16 protein-coding genes are annotated in these 16,451 nt (G+C 63.5%); 12 read left to right on the top strand and 4 right to left on the bottom strand.

Going from position 1 to position 16,451, the window contains the following annotated elements; translation table 11 throughout:
• The first annotated feature begins 23 nt into the window (after positions 1-23).
• The 12 genes from IB241_RS01195 (at position 24) to IB241_RS01140 (ending at position 11,535) form a co-directional block, all read left to right on the top strand.
• On the top strand, positions 24-587 hold the full coding sequence (locus tag IB241_RS01195) for a helix-turn-helix domain-containing protein (RefSeq protein ID WP_192296593.1): 564 nt from the start codon (positions 24-26) through the stop codon (positions 585-587).
• Between the two features lie 169 nt (positions 588-756).
• Positions 757-1,098 carry a hypothetical protein gene (locus IB241_RS01190; protein WP_192296592.1) on the top strand — a complete coding sequence of 114 codons (342 nt, stop codon included), beginning with the start codon at positions 757-759 and terminating at the stop codon, positions 1,096-1,098.
• Positions 1,099-1,298: 200 nt separating this feature from the next.
• The gene (locus IB241_RS01185) at positions 1,299-2,495 is read left to right on the top strand and encodes an SfnB family sulfur acquisition oxidoreductase (RefSeq protein ID WP_192296591.1); all 1,197 of its coding nucleotides are present in this window, start codon (positions 1,299-1,301) and stop codon (positions 2,493-2,495) included.
• An 11-nt stretch (positions 2,496-2,506) separates the two neighbouring features.
• The gene (locus IB241_RS01180) at positions 2,507-2,833 is read left to right on the top strand and encodes an acyl-CoA dehydrogenase (RefSeq protein WP_192296590.1); all 327 of its coding nucleotides are present in this window, start codon (positions 2,507-2,509) and stop codon (positions 2,831-2,833) included.
• Positions 2,833-4,212, top strand: coding sequence for an LLM class flavin-dependent oxidoreductase (locus tag IB241_RS01175; RefSeq protein WP_192296589.1), 1,380 nt, complete (start codon positions 2,833-2,835; stop codon positions 4,210-4,212). Before IB241_RS01180 ends, IB241_RS01175 begins: the two co-directional genes overlap by 1 nt.
• A gap of 180 nt (positions 4,213-4,392) precedes the next feature.
• Positions 4,393-5,292, top strand: a complete 900-nt coding sequence (locus IB241_RS01170; RefSeq protein WP_192296588.1) for an AMP-binding protein — start codon at positions 4,393-4,395, stop codon at positions 5,290-5,292.
• Positions 5,289-6,059 (top strand): ABC transporter ATP-binding protein, encoded by a 771-nt coding sequence (locus IB241_RS01165; RefSeq protein WP_192296587.1) that lies wholly within the window; start codon positions 5,289-5,291, stop codon positions 6,057-6,059. Before IB241_RS01170 ends, IB241_RS01165 begins: the two co-directional genes overlap by 4 nt.
• Positions 6,059-6,940, top strand: a complete 882-nt coding sequence (locus IB241_RS01160) for a branched-chain amino acid ABC transporter permease (protein ID WP_192296586.1) — start codon at positions 6,059-6,061, stop codon at positions 6,938-6,940. Before IB241_RS01165 ends, IB241_RS01160 begins: the two co-directional genes overlap by 1 nt.
• Before the next feature lie 4 nt (positions 6,941-6,944).
• Positions 6,945-7,994: a branched-chain amino acid ABC transporter permease gene (locus tag IB241_RS01155; RefSeq protein ID WP_192296585.1), complete on the top strand. Its 1,050-nt coding sequence runs from the start codon at positions 6,945-6,947 to the stop codon at positions 7,992-7,994.
• A gap of 19 nt (positions 7,995-8,013) precedes the next feature.
• Positions 8,014-9,354, top strand: coding sequence for an ABC transporter substrate-binding protein (locus IB241_RS01150; RefSeq protein WP_192296584.1), 1,341 nt, complete (start codon positions 8,014-8,016; stop codon positions 9,352-9,354).
• A 3-nt stretch (positions 9,355-9,357) separates the two neighbouring features.
• Positions 9,358-10,125, top strand: coding sequence for an ABC transporter ATP-binding protein (locus IB241_RS01145; protein ID WP_192296583.1), 768 nt, complete (start codon positions 9,358-9,360; stop codon positions 10,123-10,125).
• A 12-nt stretch (positions 10,126-10,137) separates the two neighbouring features.
• Positions 10,138-11,535 carry an FAD/NAD(P)-binding protein gene (locus IB241_RS01140; protein WP_192296582.1) on the top strand — a complete coding sequence of 466 codons (1,398 nt, stop codon included), beginning with the start codon at positions 10,138-10,140 and terminating at the stop codon, positions 11,533-11,535.
• Between the two features lie 132 nt (positions 11,536-11,667).
• Here IB241_RS01140 and IB241_RS01135 read toward each other — a convergent pair whose 3' ends face one another.
• Genes IB241_RS01135 through IB241_RS01120 form a run of 4 tightly spaced genes read right to left on the bottom strand, consistent with a single transcriptional unit; the run spans position 11,668 to position 16,252 of the window.
• Positions 11,668-12,903 carry an efflux RND transporter periplasmic adaptor subunit gene (locus IB241_RS01135; RefSeq protein ID WP_192296581.1) on the bottom strand — a complete coding sequence of 412 codons (1,236 nt, stop codon included), beginning with the start codon at positions 12,901-12,903 and terminating at the stop codon, positions 11,668-11,670.
• Positions 12,893-14,356 carry a TolC family protein gene (locus IB241_RS01130; RefSeq protein WP_192296580.1) on the bottom strand — a complete coding sequence of 488 codons (1,464 nt, stop codon included), beginning with the start codon at positions 14,354-14,356 and terminating at the stop codon, positions 12,893-12,895. Before IB241_RS01130 ends, IB241_RS01135 begins: the two co-directional genes overlap by 11 nt.
• The gene (locus IB241_RS01125; RefSeq protein WP_192296579.1) at positions 14,349-15,548 is read right to left on the bottom strand and encodes an ABC transporter permease; all 1,200 of its coding nucleotides are present in this window, start codon (positions 15,546-15,548) and stop codon (positions 14,349-14,351) included. Before IB241_RS01125 ends, IB241_RS01130 begins: the two co-directional genes overlap by 8 nt.
• Positions 15,545-16,252 (bottom strand): ABC transporter ATP-binding protein, encoded by a 708-nt coding sequence (locus tag IB241_RS01120; protein WP_192296578.1) that lies wholly within the window; start codon positions 16,250-16,252, stop codon positions 15,545-15,547. The genes IB241_RS01125 and IB241_RS01120 overlap by 4 nt, the downstream gene beginning before the upstream one ends.
• Positions 16,253-16,451: the final 199 nt, after the last annotated feature.

Genomic DNA, 16,451 nt, shown 5'->3' with positions numbered 1-16,451 from the left:
ACACCCACCCATTGAGCAATATAGTGCACAAAGAAAATCCACAACGGGCCTCGGTCCTGCAACACGTCAGCCAGAACGTGCGCCGCCTGCGCCATGCCGCCGACCTGAGCCAGACCGCGCTCTCGGAAAAGTCCGGAGTCAGCCGGCGCATGCTGGTGGCCATCGAAGCCGGCGAGAAGAATGTCAGCCTGTCCACCCTGGACCGCGTGGCCGAAGCCTTGGACGTGGCGTTCAGCGACCTGATCCAGGCCCCGGACGTGCGCGACCACAGCCGCATCAACGAGCTGGCCTGGGCCGGTGAGATCGACGGCAGCAAGGCGGTGTTGCTGGCCAAGGCCACGGCGCGGCGTGAAGTGGAGCTGTGGGAATGGCGCCTGGAGCCCGGCGACCGTTACTGCCCGGACCCCGACCTCGAAGGCTGGAGTGAGCAACTGTTTGTGTTCGAGGGCAGCCTGACCCTGGTCGTGGCTGGCGTAGAAAACCGCATCGGCGCCGGCGAGTTTTTCATGTTCGCCAGTCATCAGCCTCACACCTATCGCAATGATGGGGATGTCGCCGTGAAGTTTGTACGGAACGTCGTTATTTAGTTTGTCAACTGGCAGATTTCACAGCTTATTTCTTTTGAATTGATTGTTTATATTCGGTGGGCGCTCTAGTTTCACTGTCTTGGCTTCTTGTGCAGTGACTTTATAATCCATATTCATTCCGAATGCGGTGGGGGGCGTGTCGTCAACTTTAATCAAAGAGGATATGTTAATGAACGGAGTTCTAGTATCTCGCTCAGCCTTACTGCCTGCGCCCTCTATTGTGCCCTCTAGTGGCAATGTTATTTCTCGTGCAGTAATAGTGGGTAACAAAGCACGGCTCGTCATCCCGCTATATCCAGGGATCGCAATTGGTGACCAGGTTAATGTTCAGATCCTTACTGACGGCCAATGGGGGTTTTTCTCGAGCGCGACAGTCACTGATGTCAATACGATGATTGAATTTGTATTGTACGATGCGCTCTTTGCATCTCCCACAACGCAAGCGACTGCCAGCTATATCGTCAACAATAACGACTACTCAGCGCAAGCGTTGTATAGCGTCGAAGATTAAAACTTCGAAAAGGGTGAGTTTCACGTTGTACTCAACATAAGTAAGACTGTTGCTGGAGCAACACTCGTTAGACAGTTTGCTGATTTTAATTGTGTGTTGCTCCATTTTTTTCCAGGAAACCACCCGACTTTACGGGCAATCACATTCCGGCACGACTCCTGCAATCACTCCGTTATCCCATCGGAGCCTGGAGTCGGCCCATGTCTGCCCACCCTTTACACCCTGCCCATATCATCCGCTCGGACGCGCAAGCCATCGAGATCGCCACGCGCCTGGCGGCACGCTTTGCCGTCGAGGCCAGCGAGCGCGACCGTGAGCGACGCCTGCCCGTCGCCGAGCTTGAAGAATTTTCTGCCAGCGGCCTGTGGGGCATCACCATTCCCAAGGCCTATGGCGGCGCCGAGGTGTCTTATGTGACCGTGGCCGAGGTGATCAAGCTGATCTCCGCCGCCGACCCGTCGTTGGGGCAGATCCCGCAAAACCACCTGGGCGTGGTCGACATCCTGCTGCAAACCGCCAGCGAGGAACAAAAGCGTTACTACTTCGGCAAGGTCCTGGCCGGTTATCGCTTTGGCAACGCGTTCTCCGAAGCCAAAAGCAAAAACGCCGGCACCTTTGATACGCAAATCCGCTTCCATGGCGACAGCGCGCAAATCAATGGCGAAAAGTTCTACTGCACCGGCGCGCTGTTCGCCCACATCGTGCCCACCGTCGCCAATAACGAAAAGGGTCAGGCATTTATCGCCTTCGTCGAGCGTGATGCCCAGGGCCTGAACGTAATCGACAGCTGGGACGGCTTCGGTCAGCGCACCACCGCCAGCGGCGGCGTGACCCTCGATGGCGTCAGCGTGCCCCTGTCTGCCGTCATCCCTGCGCACCAAGCGTTCGACCAGCCCACCGCCAACGGCCCGATCTCGCAGATCATCCAGGCGGCGGTCGACACCGGCATCGCCCTCGGGGCCCTTGAGCAAGCGAAAATCTTCGCCCGCCAGGCGCGCCCGTGGATCGACAGCCAGCAGGAGTACGGCTGGCAAGACCCGTTCACCATCGCCGCCATCGGTGACTTGGAATGGCGTGTGCACGGCACCGAAGCCATCCTCGCCAAGGCCGGCCGCGCCGTCGACCACGCCCTCGCCGAACCCAGCGAAGACAGCGTCGCCCACGCCTCGCTGGTCGTCGCCCAGGCCAAAGTGCTGTCCGCCGAAACCGCCTTGCTGGCCAGCAGCAAACTGTTCGAACTGGCCGGCACCCGCTCGGTCACTGGCAAGCACAACCTCGACCGCTTCTGGCGCAACGCCCGCACCCACACCCTGCACGACCCGGCCCGCTGGAAATACCACCTGATCGGCAACTTCGTGCTCAACGGCGTGAAACCTGCGCGCCACGCCTGGAACTGAGGAACTCACCCATGACCGCATTGAACCTTGCGCGCCAACTGCTGGACAGCACCCGCCGCCATGTCGAGAAAAGCGAAGACCCTTATGTGATCAGCCGCTTCGGCGACTTGCAGATCCGCGTGGACGTGGCTGCCGCCTTGCTGGAACGCGCCGAAACCCATCCCGGCCCGGTGGCGGCCACCGAAGCGCAGATCGCCGCCGCCGAAGCCTTGATCGCCGCGAGCAACGCCGAATTCGAACTCACCGGCCAACGCACCGCGCTGCCCTCGACCCTGGATGATCCGTTGCGCGCGAAGTACCAGATCGTCGGCAACTACCACCTCAACGGAGTGCTGTGATGTCCCGTGAAATCCGCTTGAATGCCTTCGACATGAACTGCGTCGGCCACCAGTCTCCCGGTTTGTGGGCGCACCCGCGTGACCGTTCGTGGCAGTACAAGGACCTGGAATACTGGACCGACCTGGCCAAGATCCTTGAGCGCGGCAAGTTCGACGGCCTGTTCATCGCCGACGTGCTGGGGATCTACGACGTGTACCAGGGCAACGGTGAAGCGGCGATCCGCCAGGCCACCCAAGTGCCGGTCAACGACCCCCTGTCGCTGATCGCGCCGATGGCCCTGGTCACTGAACACCTGGGGTTTGGCCTTACGGCCTCGCTGTCCTTTGAGCACCCGTATCCGTTTGCGCGGCGTCTCTCCACCCTCGATCACCTGACCAAGGGCCGTATCGGCTGGAACATCGTCACCTCCTACCTGGAAAGCGGCGCCAAGAACCTCGGCCAGAAAGCCCAGACCGAGCACGACGCCCGCTACGACTACGCCGAGGAATACCTGGAGGTTTGCTACAAACTCTGGGAAGGCAGTTGGGAGGAGGGTGCGGTGTTGCGCGACCGCGAGCGGCGGATCTTCAGCGACCCGAGCAAAATCCATGAGATCCGCCATGTCGGCAAACACTTCCAGGTGCCCGGCATTCACCTGTGCGAGCCGTCGCCGCAGCGCACGCCGGTGCTCTACCAGGCCGGTGCGTCCAGTCGCGGCAAGCAGTTTGCCGCCGAACAGGCCGAATGCGTATTTGTCGCTGCGCCGTCCAAGGTGCTGCTGAAAAAGACCGTCGCCGACATCCGCCGCCGTGCCGCAGAAGCCGGGCGTGATCCGAAGAAAATCCTGATCTTCAACTTGCAGACGGTGATCGTCGGCGAGACCGATGCCAAGGCCAAGGCCAAGTTCGACGAATACAAATCCTACGTCAGCTACGAAGGCGCGATGGCGCTGATCTCCGGCTGGACCGGTATCGACTTCAGCCAGTTCAAGCCGGATGAGCCGCTCAAGCACGTGCACACCAACGCCATTCAATCGGCGGTTGAAGCCTTCTCCACCGCCGACCCGAACAAGGTCTGGACGCCCAATGAACTGGCTGATTGGGTTGGCATTGGTGGCTTTGGCCCGTTGTTTGTCGGCGGCCCCGAGACCGTGGCGGACCTGTTGCAGGAGTGGGTGGAAGAGACCGATGTGGACGGCTTCAACCTGGCCTATGCGCTGACCCACGAAACCTTTATCGACGCCGTGGAGTTGCTGGTGCCGGAGTTGCAGAAGCGCGGTGTGTACAAGACCGAATATGCCCAGGGCACGCTGCGCGAAAAGCTGTTTGGCGACGGCGCGCGGTTGGGCGCCAACCACCCCGGCGCCAGCTACCGCGATCTCAAGGCCACCACCCTCTAACAGACACACCCCGATCCCTGTGGGAGCTGGCTTGCCTGCGATAGCGGTGGGTCAGCTACAAATGCATCGACTGACAGTCTGCCATCGCAGGCAAGCCAGCTCCCACAGTTGATCTTCATTGTTTGATCCATATCGGCCAGCGGACCACCGCACGCTTGACTACCAATAGGAGTAATCCCTATGAGCGTGCATGAACTAAAACGCCCGCTGGCCGTGGAATGGCCCGCCGAGCTGCTCGGCAACCTGCCCAAGGCCCTTGAACAACTGCAGCACTGGGCACAGATCACACCGCTGCATACGGCCTTGCGCCACAAGCGCCTGGGCCAGTGGCATGCGTGGCGCTGGATCGACGCGTTGCGCGATGTCGAGCGTCTGGCGGACGGCTTGCGCCAACAGGGCTTCAGCGAACAGTCGCGCCTGGCCTTGAGCGGCGCGTTCGAGCCGAACCTGTTGCTGCTGGCCCTGGCTGCCCAGTCCATCGGCGGGCAAGTCTTGACCCTGGCCGATGACCTGGAGCCCGACGCGGTGCAGCAACAGCTGTGGCGTATCCGTCCCACCCATGTGTATGCACCCGGTCGCCAGCATCGGCATTGGGCATCGTTCAATCCGCTGGACTTCGCGCAACTGCTCGGCCCGGTCGATCCGGCGCAACACCTCACGCGCTGGTGGCAACCCAGCGGTGAAACCGCGCTGTGGAGCGAAGAGGGCACCCATTGGCGGGGCGGCCTGACCGTGGTGCTGGAGCAATGGCTGAACAGTGGTCATGGCCTGGCTTTCCCGGAAAGCCTGGCCTCGGCGCAACGTGATCGGCGCGAAGTGGCGCCCACCGGCCTGTTGCTGTCTGCCACCTGCTTGCAACTGCTGGCCGATGAAATCGAAAGCCGCCTGGCGCCCCACGGCACCTGGCGTCGACGCTTGTGCGAGTGGGCCATCGCGCACCCGCAAAGCGGCCTGCGCCGGCTGCTGAAAAACCGCGTGCGCAAGCTGCTCGGTTTCCAGCGCCTGGCCTACATCTGGCAACCCCTCAAAGCCACCGCTTCGCCTACGTGGCTGGCTGAATTCAAACGGGACATCGCATGAGCCAAACCATTCTCCAGGTACGCGACATCTCGCTGTCGTTCAAAGGGGTCAAGGCGATCAATGCCTTGTCCTTTGACGTGCAGCGCGGTGAGATCTGCGCGTTGATCGGGCCCAACGGCGCGGGCAAGAGTTCGTTGCTCAATGTGCTCAACGGCGTGTATCGCTTCGATGCCGGCGAGATCGTCTTCGAAGACCGGCACTTTCACCGCATCGACCCATTGGGTGCGGCGCGCCGCGGCATCGGCCGCACCTTTCAGAACAACGCGCTGTTCAAGAAGATGAGCGTGCTCGACAACATCCTCACCGGCCTCTCGCGGCATATGCACAGCACGTTCATTGAGCAAGCCCTGGGCCTGCCCCGCGCACGCCGCGAGGCCGAAACGTTCCGCCGACGCGCCCAGGGCATGCTCGAATTTCTCGAACTGCAAGCCCACCGCGATGTGCTGGTGGGCAACCTGTCCTACGGCCTGCAAAAGCGCGTGGAGTTGGGCCGGGCGCTGATCGCCGGGCCCAGTCTGTTGCTGCTCGACGAGCCCATGGCCGGCATGAACGCCGAGGAAAAACAGGAGATGGCACGTTTCGTCGCCGACGTTAACCGTGACCTGGGCACCACCGTGGTGTTGATCGAACACGACATCGGCGTGGTGATGGGCCTGTCCCACCACGTGGTGGTGCTCGACTACGGACGTAAGGTCGGTGACGGCACGCCCGCGCAAGTGCAAGCCAACCCCGAAGTGATCGCGGCCTACCTGGGAGCGGCCCACTGATGACGTTCTTCTTCGAAACCCTGCTCGGCGGCCTGCTCGCCGGCACCATGTACTCGCTGGTCGCCATCGGCTTTGTGCTGATCTACAAGGCCAGCGGCGTGTTCAACTTTGCCCAGGGCGCGATGCTGCTGTTCGCCGCGCTGACCTTCGTCAGCCTGCATGATCAGGGGGTGCCGTTTGCCCTGGCGTTGCTGCTCACGGTGATCGTGATGAGCCTCGGTGCGCTGCTGATCGAGCGCCTGGTGCTGCGGCCCTTGGTGAACCGTTCGCAGATCACCTTGTTCATGGCCACGCTCGGCCTCTCGTTCATCATCGAAGGCCTCGCCCAGGGCCTGATGGGCTCGCAGGTGCGCGCTCTGGATCTGGGCATCGACGATGTGCCGCTGTTCGTCGGCCCGCTGATGCTCAGCCAGTTTGACCTGATCGCGGCGGCGGTGGCGGTGGTGCTGGTGACGGTGTTGGCGCTGTTGTTCAACAAGACCCGCATCGGTGTGTCGTTGCGCGCGGTGGCGGATGACACCACGGCGGCGCTGTCCATCGGTATCAACCTCAACCGCATCTGGCAGATCGTCTGGGCCGTGGCCGGGGTGGTCGGGCTGGTCGCCGGGCTGTTGTGGGGCGCGCGCCAGGGCGTGCAGTTTTCGCTGTCGCTGGTGGTGCTCAAGGCCCTGCCGGTGCTGATCATCGGCGGCTTTACCTCGATTGGCGGGGCAATTGTCGGCGGGCTGATTGTCGGTGCCGCGGAGAACCTCGCCGAGGTGTATATCGGCCCGTTGATCGGCGGCGGCATCACGCCGTGGTTTGCCTACGTATTGGCCCTGGCCTTCCTGTATATCCGTCCCGCCGGCCTGTTCGGCGAGCGCGCCATCGAGCGAGTCTGAAACCATGTCGATCCCTGTTGCGCAACACTTCGCGCCGTTGGTGCTGACCCAGCGGCGCCTCCCTTGGGGCCTGATCGGCCTGTTGGCGCTGGCGTTTATCGTGGTGCCGTTGTGGGGCAATGACTACTGGCTGAACGCGATCCTGATTCCGTTCCTGGTGTTGTCGCTGGCCGGGCTTGGCCTGAACTTGCTGACCGGCTACACCGGGCAAACTTCGGTGGGCGCGGCGGGTTTCATGGCCGTCGGCGCGTTTGCCACCTATGGCTTTCTGCTGCGTCTGCCGGAACTGGGCTTGCCGGTGGCGCTGCTGGGCGGTGGGATTATCAGCGCGCTGGTCGGGCTGTTGTTCGGCCTGCCCAGCGCGCGGATCAAGGGCTTCTATTTGATGGTCACCACCTTGGCCGCGCAGTTTTTCCTGGAGTGGCTGTTCGTCAAATTCCCCTGGTTCTACAACTACGGGTCCTCCGGGACCATCTCCGCGCCAAAGCTTGCGCTGTTCGGCCATGACCTCAACACGCCGCTGGGCCGCTATCTGCTGACGCTGGTGACGGTGGTGGTGTTGACCTGGACCGCGATCAACCTGGTGCGCAGCCAGGTCGGACGCAACTGGATGGCGATCCGCGACATGGACACCGCCGCCGCCGTGGTGGGCATCCCGGTGGTGCGCTACAAGCGCCTGGCGTTTGCCGTCAGTTCGTTCTACCTCGGCATCGCCGGTGCGCTGTGGGCCTTTGCCTACCTGGGCACGGCGAGCGCCAGCAGTTTCGACATCAATCGCTCATTCCAGATCCTGTTCATCATCATTATCGGCGGTATGGGCAGCATCGCCGGCAACTTTGTCGGTGCGGCCTTTATCAGTTTGCTGCCGATTTTCCTCAGTCATGCCGGGCAGGCGCTGTTCGGCGGCGCGGTGGATGAGGGGCAGTTGCAGAACCTGCAAAAAATCATCTTTGGCGTGTTGATCATCGTGTTCCTGATCAAGGAACCCGAGGGCTTGATTCGCTTGTTGCACAACCTGCGTGACCGTGTGCGGCAGTGGCCGCTGCGCTTCTAACTTCCCAAGAGAATCCTTCATGCGTGCATCCTTGAAACGTTCTTTCGCCGGTGCTGCCTTTGCACTGGCGGCATTGGCCGGTGCTGTGCCCCAGGCCGTGGCGTCGGCCGATCAGCAATTTATGCCCCTGGCGACCTATCGCGTCGGCGCTTATGCGTCCAGCGGCGTGCAGGTGTGGGCCGGGATGATCGACTATCTGCGCTATATCAACGAGGTCGAAGGCGGTATCAACGGCGTCAAGCTGGTGTGGCAAGAGTGCGAGACCGAGTGGACGGCAGAGAAAGGCATCGAGTGCTACGAGCGCTTCAAGAACGGCCTGGATGGCGCGCCGGTGGCGGTGTATCAGCCCAACGGCGCACCGGCGGCGTATGCCCTGAGCGAGCGTGCGGAAGTGGACAAGATCCCGCTGATCACCCTCGGCTACGGGCGCACCGAGGCCACCGACGGCACGGTGTTCCCGTACAACTTCCCGGTGATGCTGACCTTCTACAGCGAGGCGTCGACGCTGGTGAACTACATTGCTCAGCGCGAGGGCGGGTTCGACAAACTCAAGGGCAAGAAGATCGCCACCGTCTACCACGACTCGGCCTATGGTCGCGAAACCCTCGGCCCGCTGAAGCTGCTCGCCGAGAAGTACGGCTTTGAAAATATCCAGATCCCTGTGGCCGACCCAGGCAACGAGCAATCGGCACAATGGCGCCAGGTGCGCCAGGCCAACCCGGACTGGGTGTTCCTGCGCACCTGGGGCGTCTCCACCCCGGTGGCGGTGAAGACTGCCGCACGCTTCGGCTTTCCGGTCGACCACATCATCGGCGACATCTGGGCCAGTTCCAGCGAAGACGTGTTGCCCGCTGGCAGCTCAGCCAAAGGCTACCTGGCGCTGACGCCTTACCCGGCCGGTGCCGACTTCGAGATCCACAAACGCCTCAAGCAATACATCCTCGACAAGGGCCACAGCGACCTCAAGGACCTGAAAAACTTCGGCAGCGTCTACTACAACTCGGGCCTGGTGAACGCCGCCGTGGCGGTGGAAGCCATACGTACCGCCCAGGCCAAGTTCGGCAAGCGCCCGCTCAACGGCGAAGAAGGCCGCTGGGGCCTGGAGCACTTGAATATCGACGACGCTCGCCTCAAGGACATGGGCTACCTGGGCCTGATGCAAAACCTCAAGCTGTCGTGCCGTGACCACGAAGGCGGCGGTTCGGCGCGGGTACAGCAATGGGACGGCGCCAACTGGACGTTGGTCAGTGAATGGATCCCGGCCGACCGTGCACTGTTGCGGCCGTTGATCGACGAAAAATCCGCGGCCTTTGCCAAGGAAAAAGGCCTGACGCCGCGCACCTGCACCGGGGATGAATAAACCATGCACCAGCCCGCCGCTGCATCCGCCACCCCGTCGCTGCTGACGGTCAACGACATCGAAGTGATCTACGACGGTGCGATCCTGGCGGTGGCCGGGGTTTCGCTGCACGTGCCCAAGGGCGCTATCGTCGCCTTGCTCGGCGCCAATGGCGCAGGCAAGAGCACCACGCTCAAGGCGATTTCCGGCCTGGTGCGCGCCGAGCGCGCCGAAGTCAGCCGGGGGGTGATTGAGTACGCCGGCGCCGACCTGGCCGGTGTCGACCCCAGCCAGCGCGTGCGCCAAGGCATGGTTCACGTCCTGGAGGGCCGCCATGTGTTCGGCCAACTGAGCGTGGAAGACAACCTGCGCAGCGGCGGCTTTGTGCGGCGCCTGAGTCGCCAGGACATGGAACACGACCTGGAGCGTATCTACAGCTGGTTTCCCCGGCTCAAGACCAAGCGCCACACCCGCGCCGGGCTGACCTCCGGTGGCGAGCAGCAGATGGTCGCCATCGGCCGGGCGTTGATGACCCGTCCTACTTTGGTACTGCTCGACGAGCCGTCCATGGGTTTGGCGCCTATGATCGTGCAGGAGATTTTCGCGATCATCGCCCAGCTCAACCGCGAGCAGCAGGTGAGCTTCCTGATCGCCGAGCAGAACATCAACGTCGCGCTCACCTATGCGTCCCACGGTTACGTGCTGGATACTGGCCGCGTGGCCTTGAGTGGCAACGCGGCGCAGCTGCTGGCGCGGGGCGACTTGCACGACATTTATCTGGGTAAACAGTAAAGGCGAACAGGCATGACTGACTCCATCCGCAACGCCGATGTTTTGATCATCGGCGGCGGGCTAAGTGGCACGATGCTCGCGGTGCAACTACTGCGCCGACCGGGCCAGCGGCGGATTCTGGTGATCGAACCGCGCGCCGAACTCGGCCGTGGTGAGGCCTACAGCGCAGTTGAGCTGGGCCACACGTTGAACGGCAACGCCGCACGCATGAGCGTCGACCCGGACAACGCCGATGACCTGACCCAATGGCTCACCGACTACATCGCTGCCGGTGGCTGGCCGCAGGCGCACCAGCAGCGCGTGCCGATCAGCGAGCTGTTCCCGCCACGCGGGATCTTTGGCTTGTATGCGCAGCAGCGGTTGGCGCAGGCCCAGGCGTTGTCGGCGTCGACGGTCGAGCATGTGCGCGGCGAAGTGGTCGATGTGCAAGTGGATGAAGCGGCGACGTTGTTGACCCTGGATAACGGCCAGCAACTGCGCGGCGCCTTTGCGGTGCTGGCCACCGGAATGTTTCCGGCGGCGCGTACGCCGCAGACCGAGTCCAGCGGTTTGAACGCGGCGGCGGTTGACCCATGGGACGTGAGCAGCATGACCCAGATTGACCCGCAGGCCACCGTGCTGATCATCGGCTCCGGGCTGACCATGGTCGACGCCGTGGTGTCCCTGGAACTGGCCGGGCATCGCGGGCCTATCGAGGTTTTTTCACGGCATGGGTTGTTGCCCCATGTGCGTCGGCAGCCGCCGGGCTGGGTGGATTTTCTCGCCGAAGACCCTAGCCTGCGCAGCCCTCGGCAACTGCTGCGCGAGGTGCGCCGCCAATGCCGGATCGCACAGGCCCAGGGCATCGATTGGCAAGCGCCGCTGGACACCGTGCGTGCGCATATCGGCCGGTTGTGGAGCCAGGCCAGTGAGCGGCAAAAGCGTCAGTTCGTGAGGCATGTGCGGCCGTGGTGGGAGAGTCATCACCACCGCTCACCGCCGTTGAGCGCGCAGTTGGTGGCGCGCTTGCATGAAGCGGGGCGCCTGCGTATTCAGGCGGCGTCATACAAAGGCCTGGAGCCGTCGGTAGACGGCGTTTGCATTCGCGTGCGCTATCGCGGCGAGCAGGCAATCACTCGGGTTCGGGGGGCGGCGCTGATCAACTCCAGCGGCATCGAATATGACTGGCGCCGCGTGGCCCGGCCGCTGCCACAGCAATTGCTCAAGCGCGGCTTGATCCAGCCCGGGCCGCTGGCGCTGGGGATTGCGGCAGATGCGGGTGGGGCGGTGGTGGACTCGCAAGGGCAAGTCAGCAGCCGTTTGTTCGCCATGGGCCCGCCGTTGCGGGGGCTGTGGTGGGAAAGCACGGCCGTCACCGACGTGGCACTCCAAGCCAAAGCCCTCGCCGCAAAACTGACCCCGACCCTGTAGTGAGCGGGCTTGCCCGCGCTGGGGGGCGAAGCCGCCCCAAAACGCTCCGCCGCGGTGTATCAGGAAGACCGAGGTGCCGGGATTTGGGGCGGCTTCGCCCCCCAGCGCGGGGCAAGCCCGCTCACTACAAGGTTATCTGGGGGTTTTGATAAAGCCGGGTTTTAGGCCGAAGACCTCGACCCCTTGCGCCGTCGCTTGCCCGGTCGTGACCTTGACCCGTTCCACCGGCTTGTCCATCGCCTCCCGGTACTCCACTTCACCGCCAACGAGCGCCTGCGCCGGCACCACGATCGCCTGTGCATTGTTGTAAGTGACAATGGTCAACCGCGCACTCATGCCCAATCGCACCCGCTGCAACTGCTGTGGCGTGAGCTTGGGAATCGACAAGCTCACCGCAAACTGCGCGCTGCCCTGGCTGTCACCGGCAATCGCCAAGCCGCTGACCACGCTGACCACGCCGTTGAGCCGTTCGCCATCAAACCCGTCGCCGAGCACCTCCACGGCCTGGCCCTGATGCAACCTGTTGATGTCCAACTCCGAGACCTTGGCGACGATCTTCAACCGCTCGATATTCGCCAGGCCAAACAACACCTGACCCTGGTTGACCTTGCTGCCGGCCTGCACCGGCGCGTTGTTGCTGCCTGGCGTCGAGGTATTGCCGGGGGCGGGCACCACGATTCCGGAGAACGGCGCCTTGACCTCGCGGCCTGCCAGCAGCGTGCGCAGGGCGTCGTATTTGACCGTGGCGTTGGTCAGTTCCATGTCGGCGATCTGGCGGTATTCGCCCTTGCCCTGGTCGATGGCCTGTTGCAGCTCGCTGCGGGCCGCGGCGAGATCGAGTTGTTGCTGGCGGGTCTGTTGCTTGAGGTCGTCCAGTTCGTTGCGCGGGATGATGCCGCGCTGGAACAGGTTTTCGCTTTCACTGAGTTTGCGCTGGGTGTTGCCCGCGTTCATTTCGGCGGTGCGCAGGCTGCGCCGCGCGCGGCTGACGGCAGGGCTGCTGTCCCAGTCCTGCATCTCCTGCACGGTGCGACGTGCCTTGAGTTGGGCAGCGAGGGCTTCGCGCAGTTGCACTTCGAGGGTTGCCGGGTCCATGCGCAGCAACACCTGGCCGGCGTCGACCCGTTGGCCTTGCTCCACCAGGTTCGCCTCGACATTGCCATCGAAGGGCGCGGTGAGGATGAGGGTGGTGTCGGGCTCGATCTTGCCCACCAGGCCGATCTGATGCACCAGCGGCTCGGGGTTCACCGCCAGCCATTGCTCGGTGGCGGTGGCCGGGCTTTCGGCGGTGCTGCGCCAGGTCAGCCCGGCGCCGACCAACAGCACGATCAACCCGGCGCCCAGCAGGCGTTTTTGATTAGTAGTCATTGAGGGCGATTTCCCAACTTTCCAGCGTCATGCCCAGGGTCAAGTCGAGCTGGGTCTGGGCGTTCAGATAAGCGATCAGCGCATTGAGCTGCGCGTTTTCGGCATTGCGCAAATCGGCCTCGAAACTCAGCACCTGGAAGTTGGTGGAGCGCCCGGCGCTGAGTTTTTCCCGTTCGATCTCGATCTTGCGCCGCGACAGCTCCACGGCGCGTTGGGAGATTTCATATTGGCGCCAGCGGGTGCCGAGGTCGCGCACCACATCGTTGACACTGCGCTCCAGGGCCTGGCGGGCGTCGGTGATGCGGATCTGCTGGTCTTCCACGTTCACCCGCGCGCGCACTTCGGCCTGGCGCGTGCTGATGTCGCCGATGGGGATCTGCACCTGCACCCCGGCGTAGCTGTCCCAGGTGCGGTTGTTGCGGCTGCCGGCGTCGTTGTTATAGGCGTCACGGATCTGGTTGGCGCCGGCGACCAGGTCCACTTGCCAGCGTCCGGAGTCCTTGGCGATCACCAGGTTGAGGTCGGCCTGTTGGCTGCCGAGCAGGGCGGCGAGGTATTCCGGCTGCTGGTTTTGCGCGAGGTTGAAGGCCTGGCCCTTGTCGATCTGCATGGGGCTGGCCTCGAGGGCTTCTGTGGCGCGAATCGGCGTGGACAGGTCCAGGGCCAGTAGGCGCAGCAACGCCAGGCGGGTGGTGTCGAGCTGGTTCCGGGCTTCTTCGACGCCCAGTTGCTGGGTGGCGATGTCGGCTTCGGTCTGCACGATTTCGAACTCGGCCATGCGCCCGGCACTGATCAGTGCTTTGTTCACTTCCAGCAGGGTGCCGGAGCGTTTGAGCGCATCTTGCACGATGCTCAGTTGTTCCTGGGCGCGCAGCAGTTCGCGGTAGGTGGCGATGATCTGGCTGATGGTCTGCGCCACGGTGGCCTTGAGGTTGAGGCGGTTGGCCTGTTCCGCCAGGCGCGACAGGCGCAGCGGGGCGGTGGTGGCGTCCCAGCCGGCACCGCGCATCAGCGGCTGGATCAGCGCCAGGTCGAGGCCGTCGCTGCGGTAGCGGCCGGCGCGATTGGCGTTGTTCAGTTGCTGGGTCCAGGCCATGCTCAGGCGCGTGCCGTACTCGCCGAGCAGGCTGGTGGCCGGCGCCACGTTGGCGTTGCGTGCGTTGTCGGCCGAACCGCGGGTGCTGCGGTAGTAGCTGTTGAGGGTGAGCTTGGGGCTGAAGACGTCTTCGGCCACGCGCAGGTCGAACTTCTGCGCCACCCGTTGCAGGTACGCGCTGCGGATCGCCGGATTGTTGCGCAGGCCCAGGTACACCGCATCGCCCAGGGTCAGGGCGGTGACCTGGGCATTCAACGAGACGCTGCGGGCGCTGCTGGGCGCCGAAGGGTTGATCAGCACGTCGGCGGCCATGCACGGCAGGCTGATCAGGGCGACGACGGCGAGCCATTTATTCATCGCGCAAGGCCTCCACCGGCTGCAACCGCGAGGCCGAGACCGCCGGGTAGATACCAAAGAACAGACCCACCAACAACGTACTGCCGACCCCAAGGGGCAGGGCGGCGACGGCCAGGGCAAACTCCCAGCCGGACAGCCAGGCGTACAGCCACGCGGCGCCCATGCCCAGCACCGCACCGCACAGCGCGCCGACGGCGGTGAGGGTCACGGCTTCGAGCAGGAACAGGTTGCGGATGTCACGCTGACGCGCGCCGAGGGCCATGCGGATGCCGATTTCGCGGCGGCGCTGCGACACGTTCATCAGCATCACGTTCATCACGCCGACCCCGCCGCCCACCAGGGAGATCGCCCCCAGCGCCAGTAGCAGGTAGGCGAAGGTGCGGCTTTGCCGGGTCATGCCGTCGATCATTTGCTGAGGCACGGTGATGTCCACGCTGTGTTCGCTGAGCTGCGGTTGCAGCGCGGCGCTGGCGGCTGCGGCCATGTGCTCCATGTCCTGGCCGGGCGCGGCACGGATCACCACGTTGTTGATCTGCGGGGTGGCGTAGATGCGGCGCATGCCTTCGGCCGGGATAAACAGCGATTCGCCGCCCTGCACCGGCATCAACATCGCGCGCGGTTGGCGCTGCAGGATGCCGACGATCAGGAACAGGTAATCATTGATGCGTACTCGATCTCCCACTTGCAGCGGGTCGCCGGGGGCACTCAGGGCCTGCACGAGCTGGTCGCCGATTACTGCGTAGGTTTCATTGGCGTCGAACGCCGACAGGAAACGCCCTTCGGCCAGGCTCAAACGCATCGCGTCTTGCAGGCCCGGTGTGCTGCCGACGTAGTTGGCGTTGGTGGTGCGGCCATGGAACACGACGGGCCCGCTGAACAGGCTGAGCGCGCCGATATGCGCGATGCCCGGCACGGCCTGGCGGACGGCGTCGAGGTCGAGGCGCGCACGCATGGTCACCGCGTTGCTGCCCTTGGGCGGGAACCCGGCGATCAGGGTGTCGGTGCCCATGTCCTTGAAGATCATCGCCGCATCCACCGCCGCGTTGTGGCCGATATTGATCAATGCCACCACCGAGGAGCTGCCGATCACGATGCCGAGCAACGCCAGCACCGAGCGCTTGCCCAGGGTGCGCAGGCTGAGGAACGCTTCATGCAGCAGTTGGCTCAGGCTCTGCTCGACCCGCAGGCTCATGGGTGCGCGGCCTCTTGCACCACGCCGTTGCGCACCAGAATCTTGCGCTCCAGGCGTGCGGCGATCTGCGGGTCATGGGTGACGATGATCAGGGTGACGTGCTGCTCGCGGTTGAGGGCCAGGAGCAGGTCCATGATGTCCTGGGCGGTGCTGCTGTCGAGGTTGCCGGTGGGTTCGTCGGCGAGGATCACCGAGGGGTTGCCCACCAGCGCCCGGGCGATGGCGACCCGTTGGCGCTGGCCGCCGGAGAGGTCGGCGGGGCGGTGGTGGGCACGGTCGGCCAGGCCGACCTGTTCAAGCATGCGCAGCGCCTGCGCCACCGATTCATGGCGGGACACGCCGCGATAACTCAGGGGCAGGGCGACGTTATCGAGGGCGCTGAGGCGCGGCAGCAGGTTGAAACTCTGGAACACAAAACCGATCTGCTGGTTGCGGATCGCGGCCAGTTCATCGGGCGTGGCGTTGAAGATGTCGTGGCCGGCGAAGTGGTACCTGCCGCAGTTGGGCAAGTCGAGCAGGCCGAGGATATTGAGCAGGGTGCTTTTGCCGGAACCGGAGGCGCCGAGAATACCGCAGCTGTCGCCACGGGCGATGGACAGGCACACATCATTGAGAATGGACAGTGGCTGCCCGGCCAACTGGTAGCGTTTGCCGATGCCTTGCAGGGAGATCAAGCCTGGGTGCGCGGGGGTATCTGTCATCATGACTACGCCTTCAGTCTCGACGCTACCCCGTACTCCCGGTAAAGCCTTGTAACAAGATCGGGTGCTGCCGGGTAGGCGTCATGGACCGGTTTTATTTCTTGTTTTTAAAATATTCTTTGAATAGTAACCGCGTTCAATGCGCTTCGCCAGCCATGGATGTAGAGCGGTTTTACCCTTTGAAACGAAGTCCCCGCCGGCC

It is taken from the genome of Pseudomonas sp. PDM05, from assembly GCF_014851685.1.
In the GTDB taxonomy this organism is placed as follows: domain Bacteria; phylum Pseudomonadota; class Gammaproteobacteria; order Pseudomonadales; family Pseudomonadaceae; genus Aquipseudomonas.
Note: the sequence above shows the minus strand (reverse complement) of the source record. Positions and strands in the feature narration are given on the sequence as shown.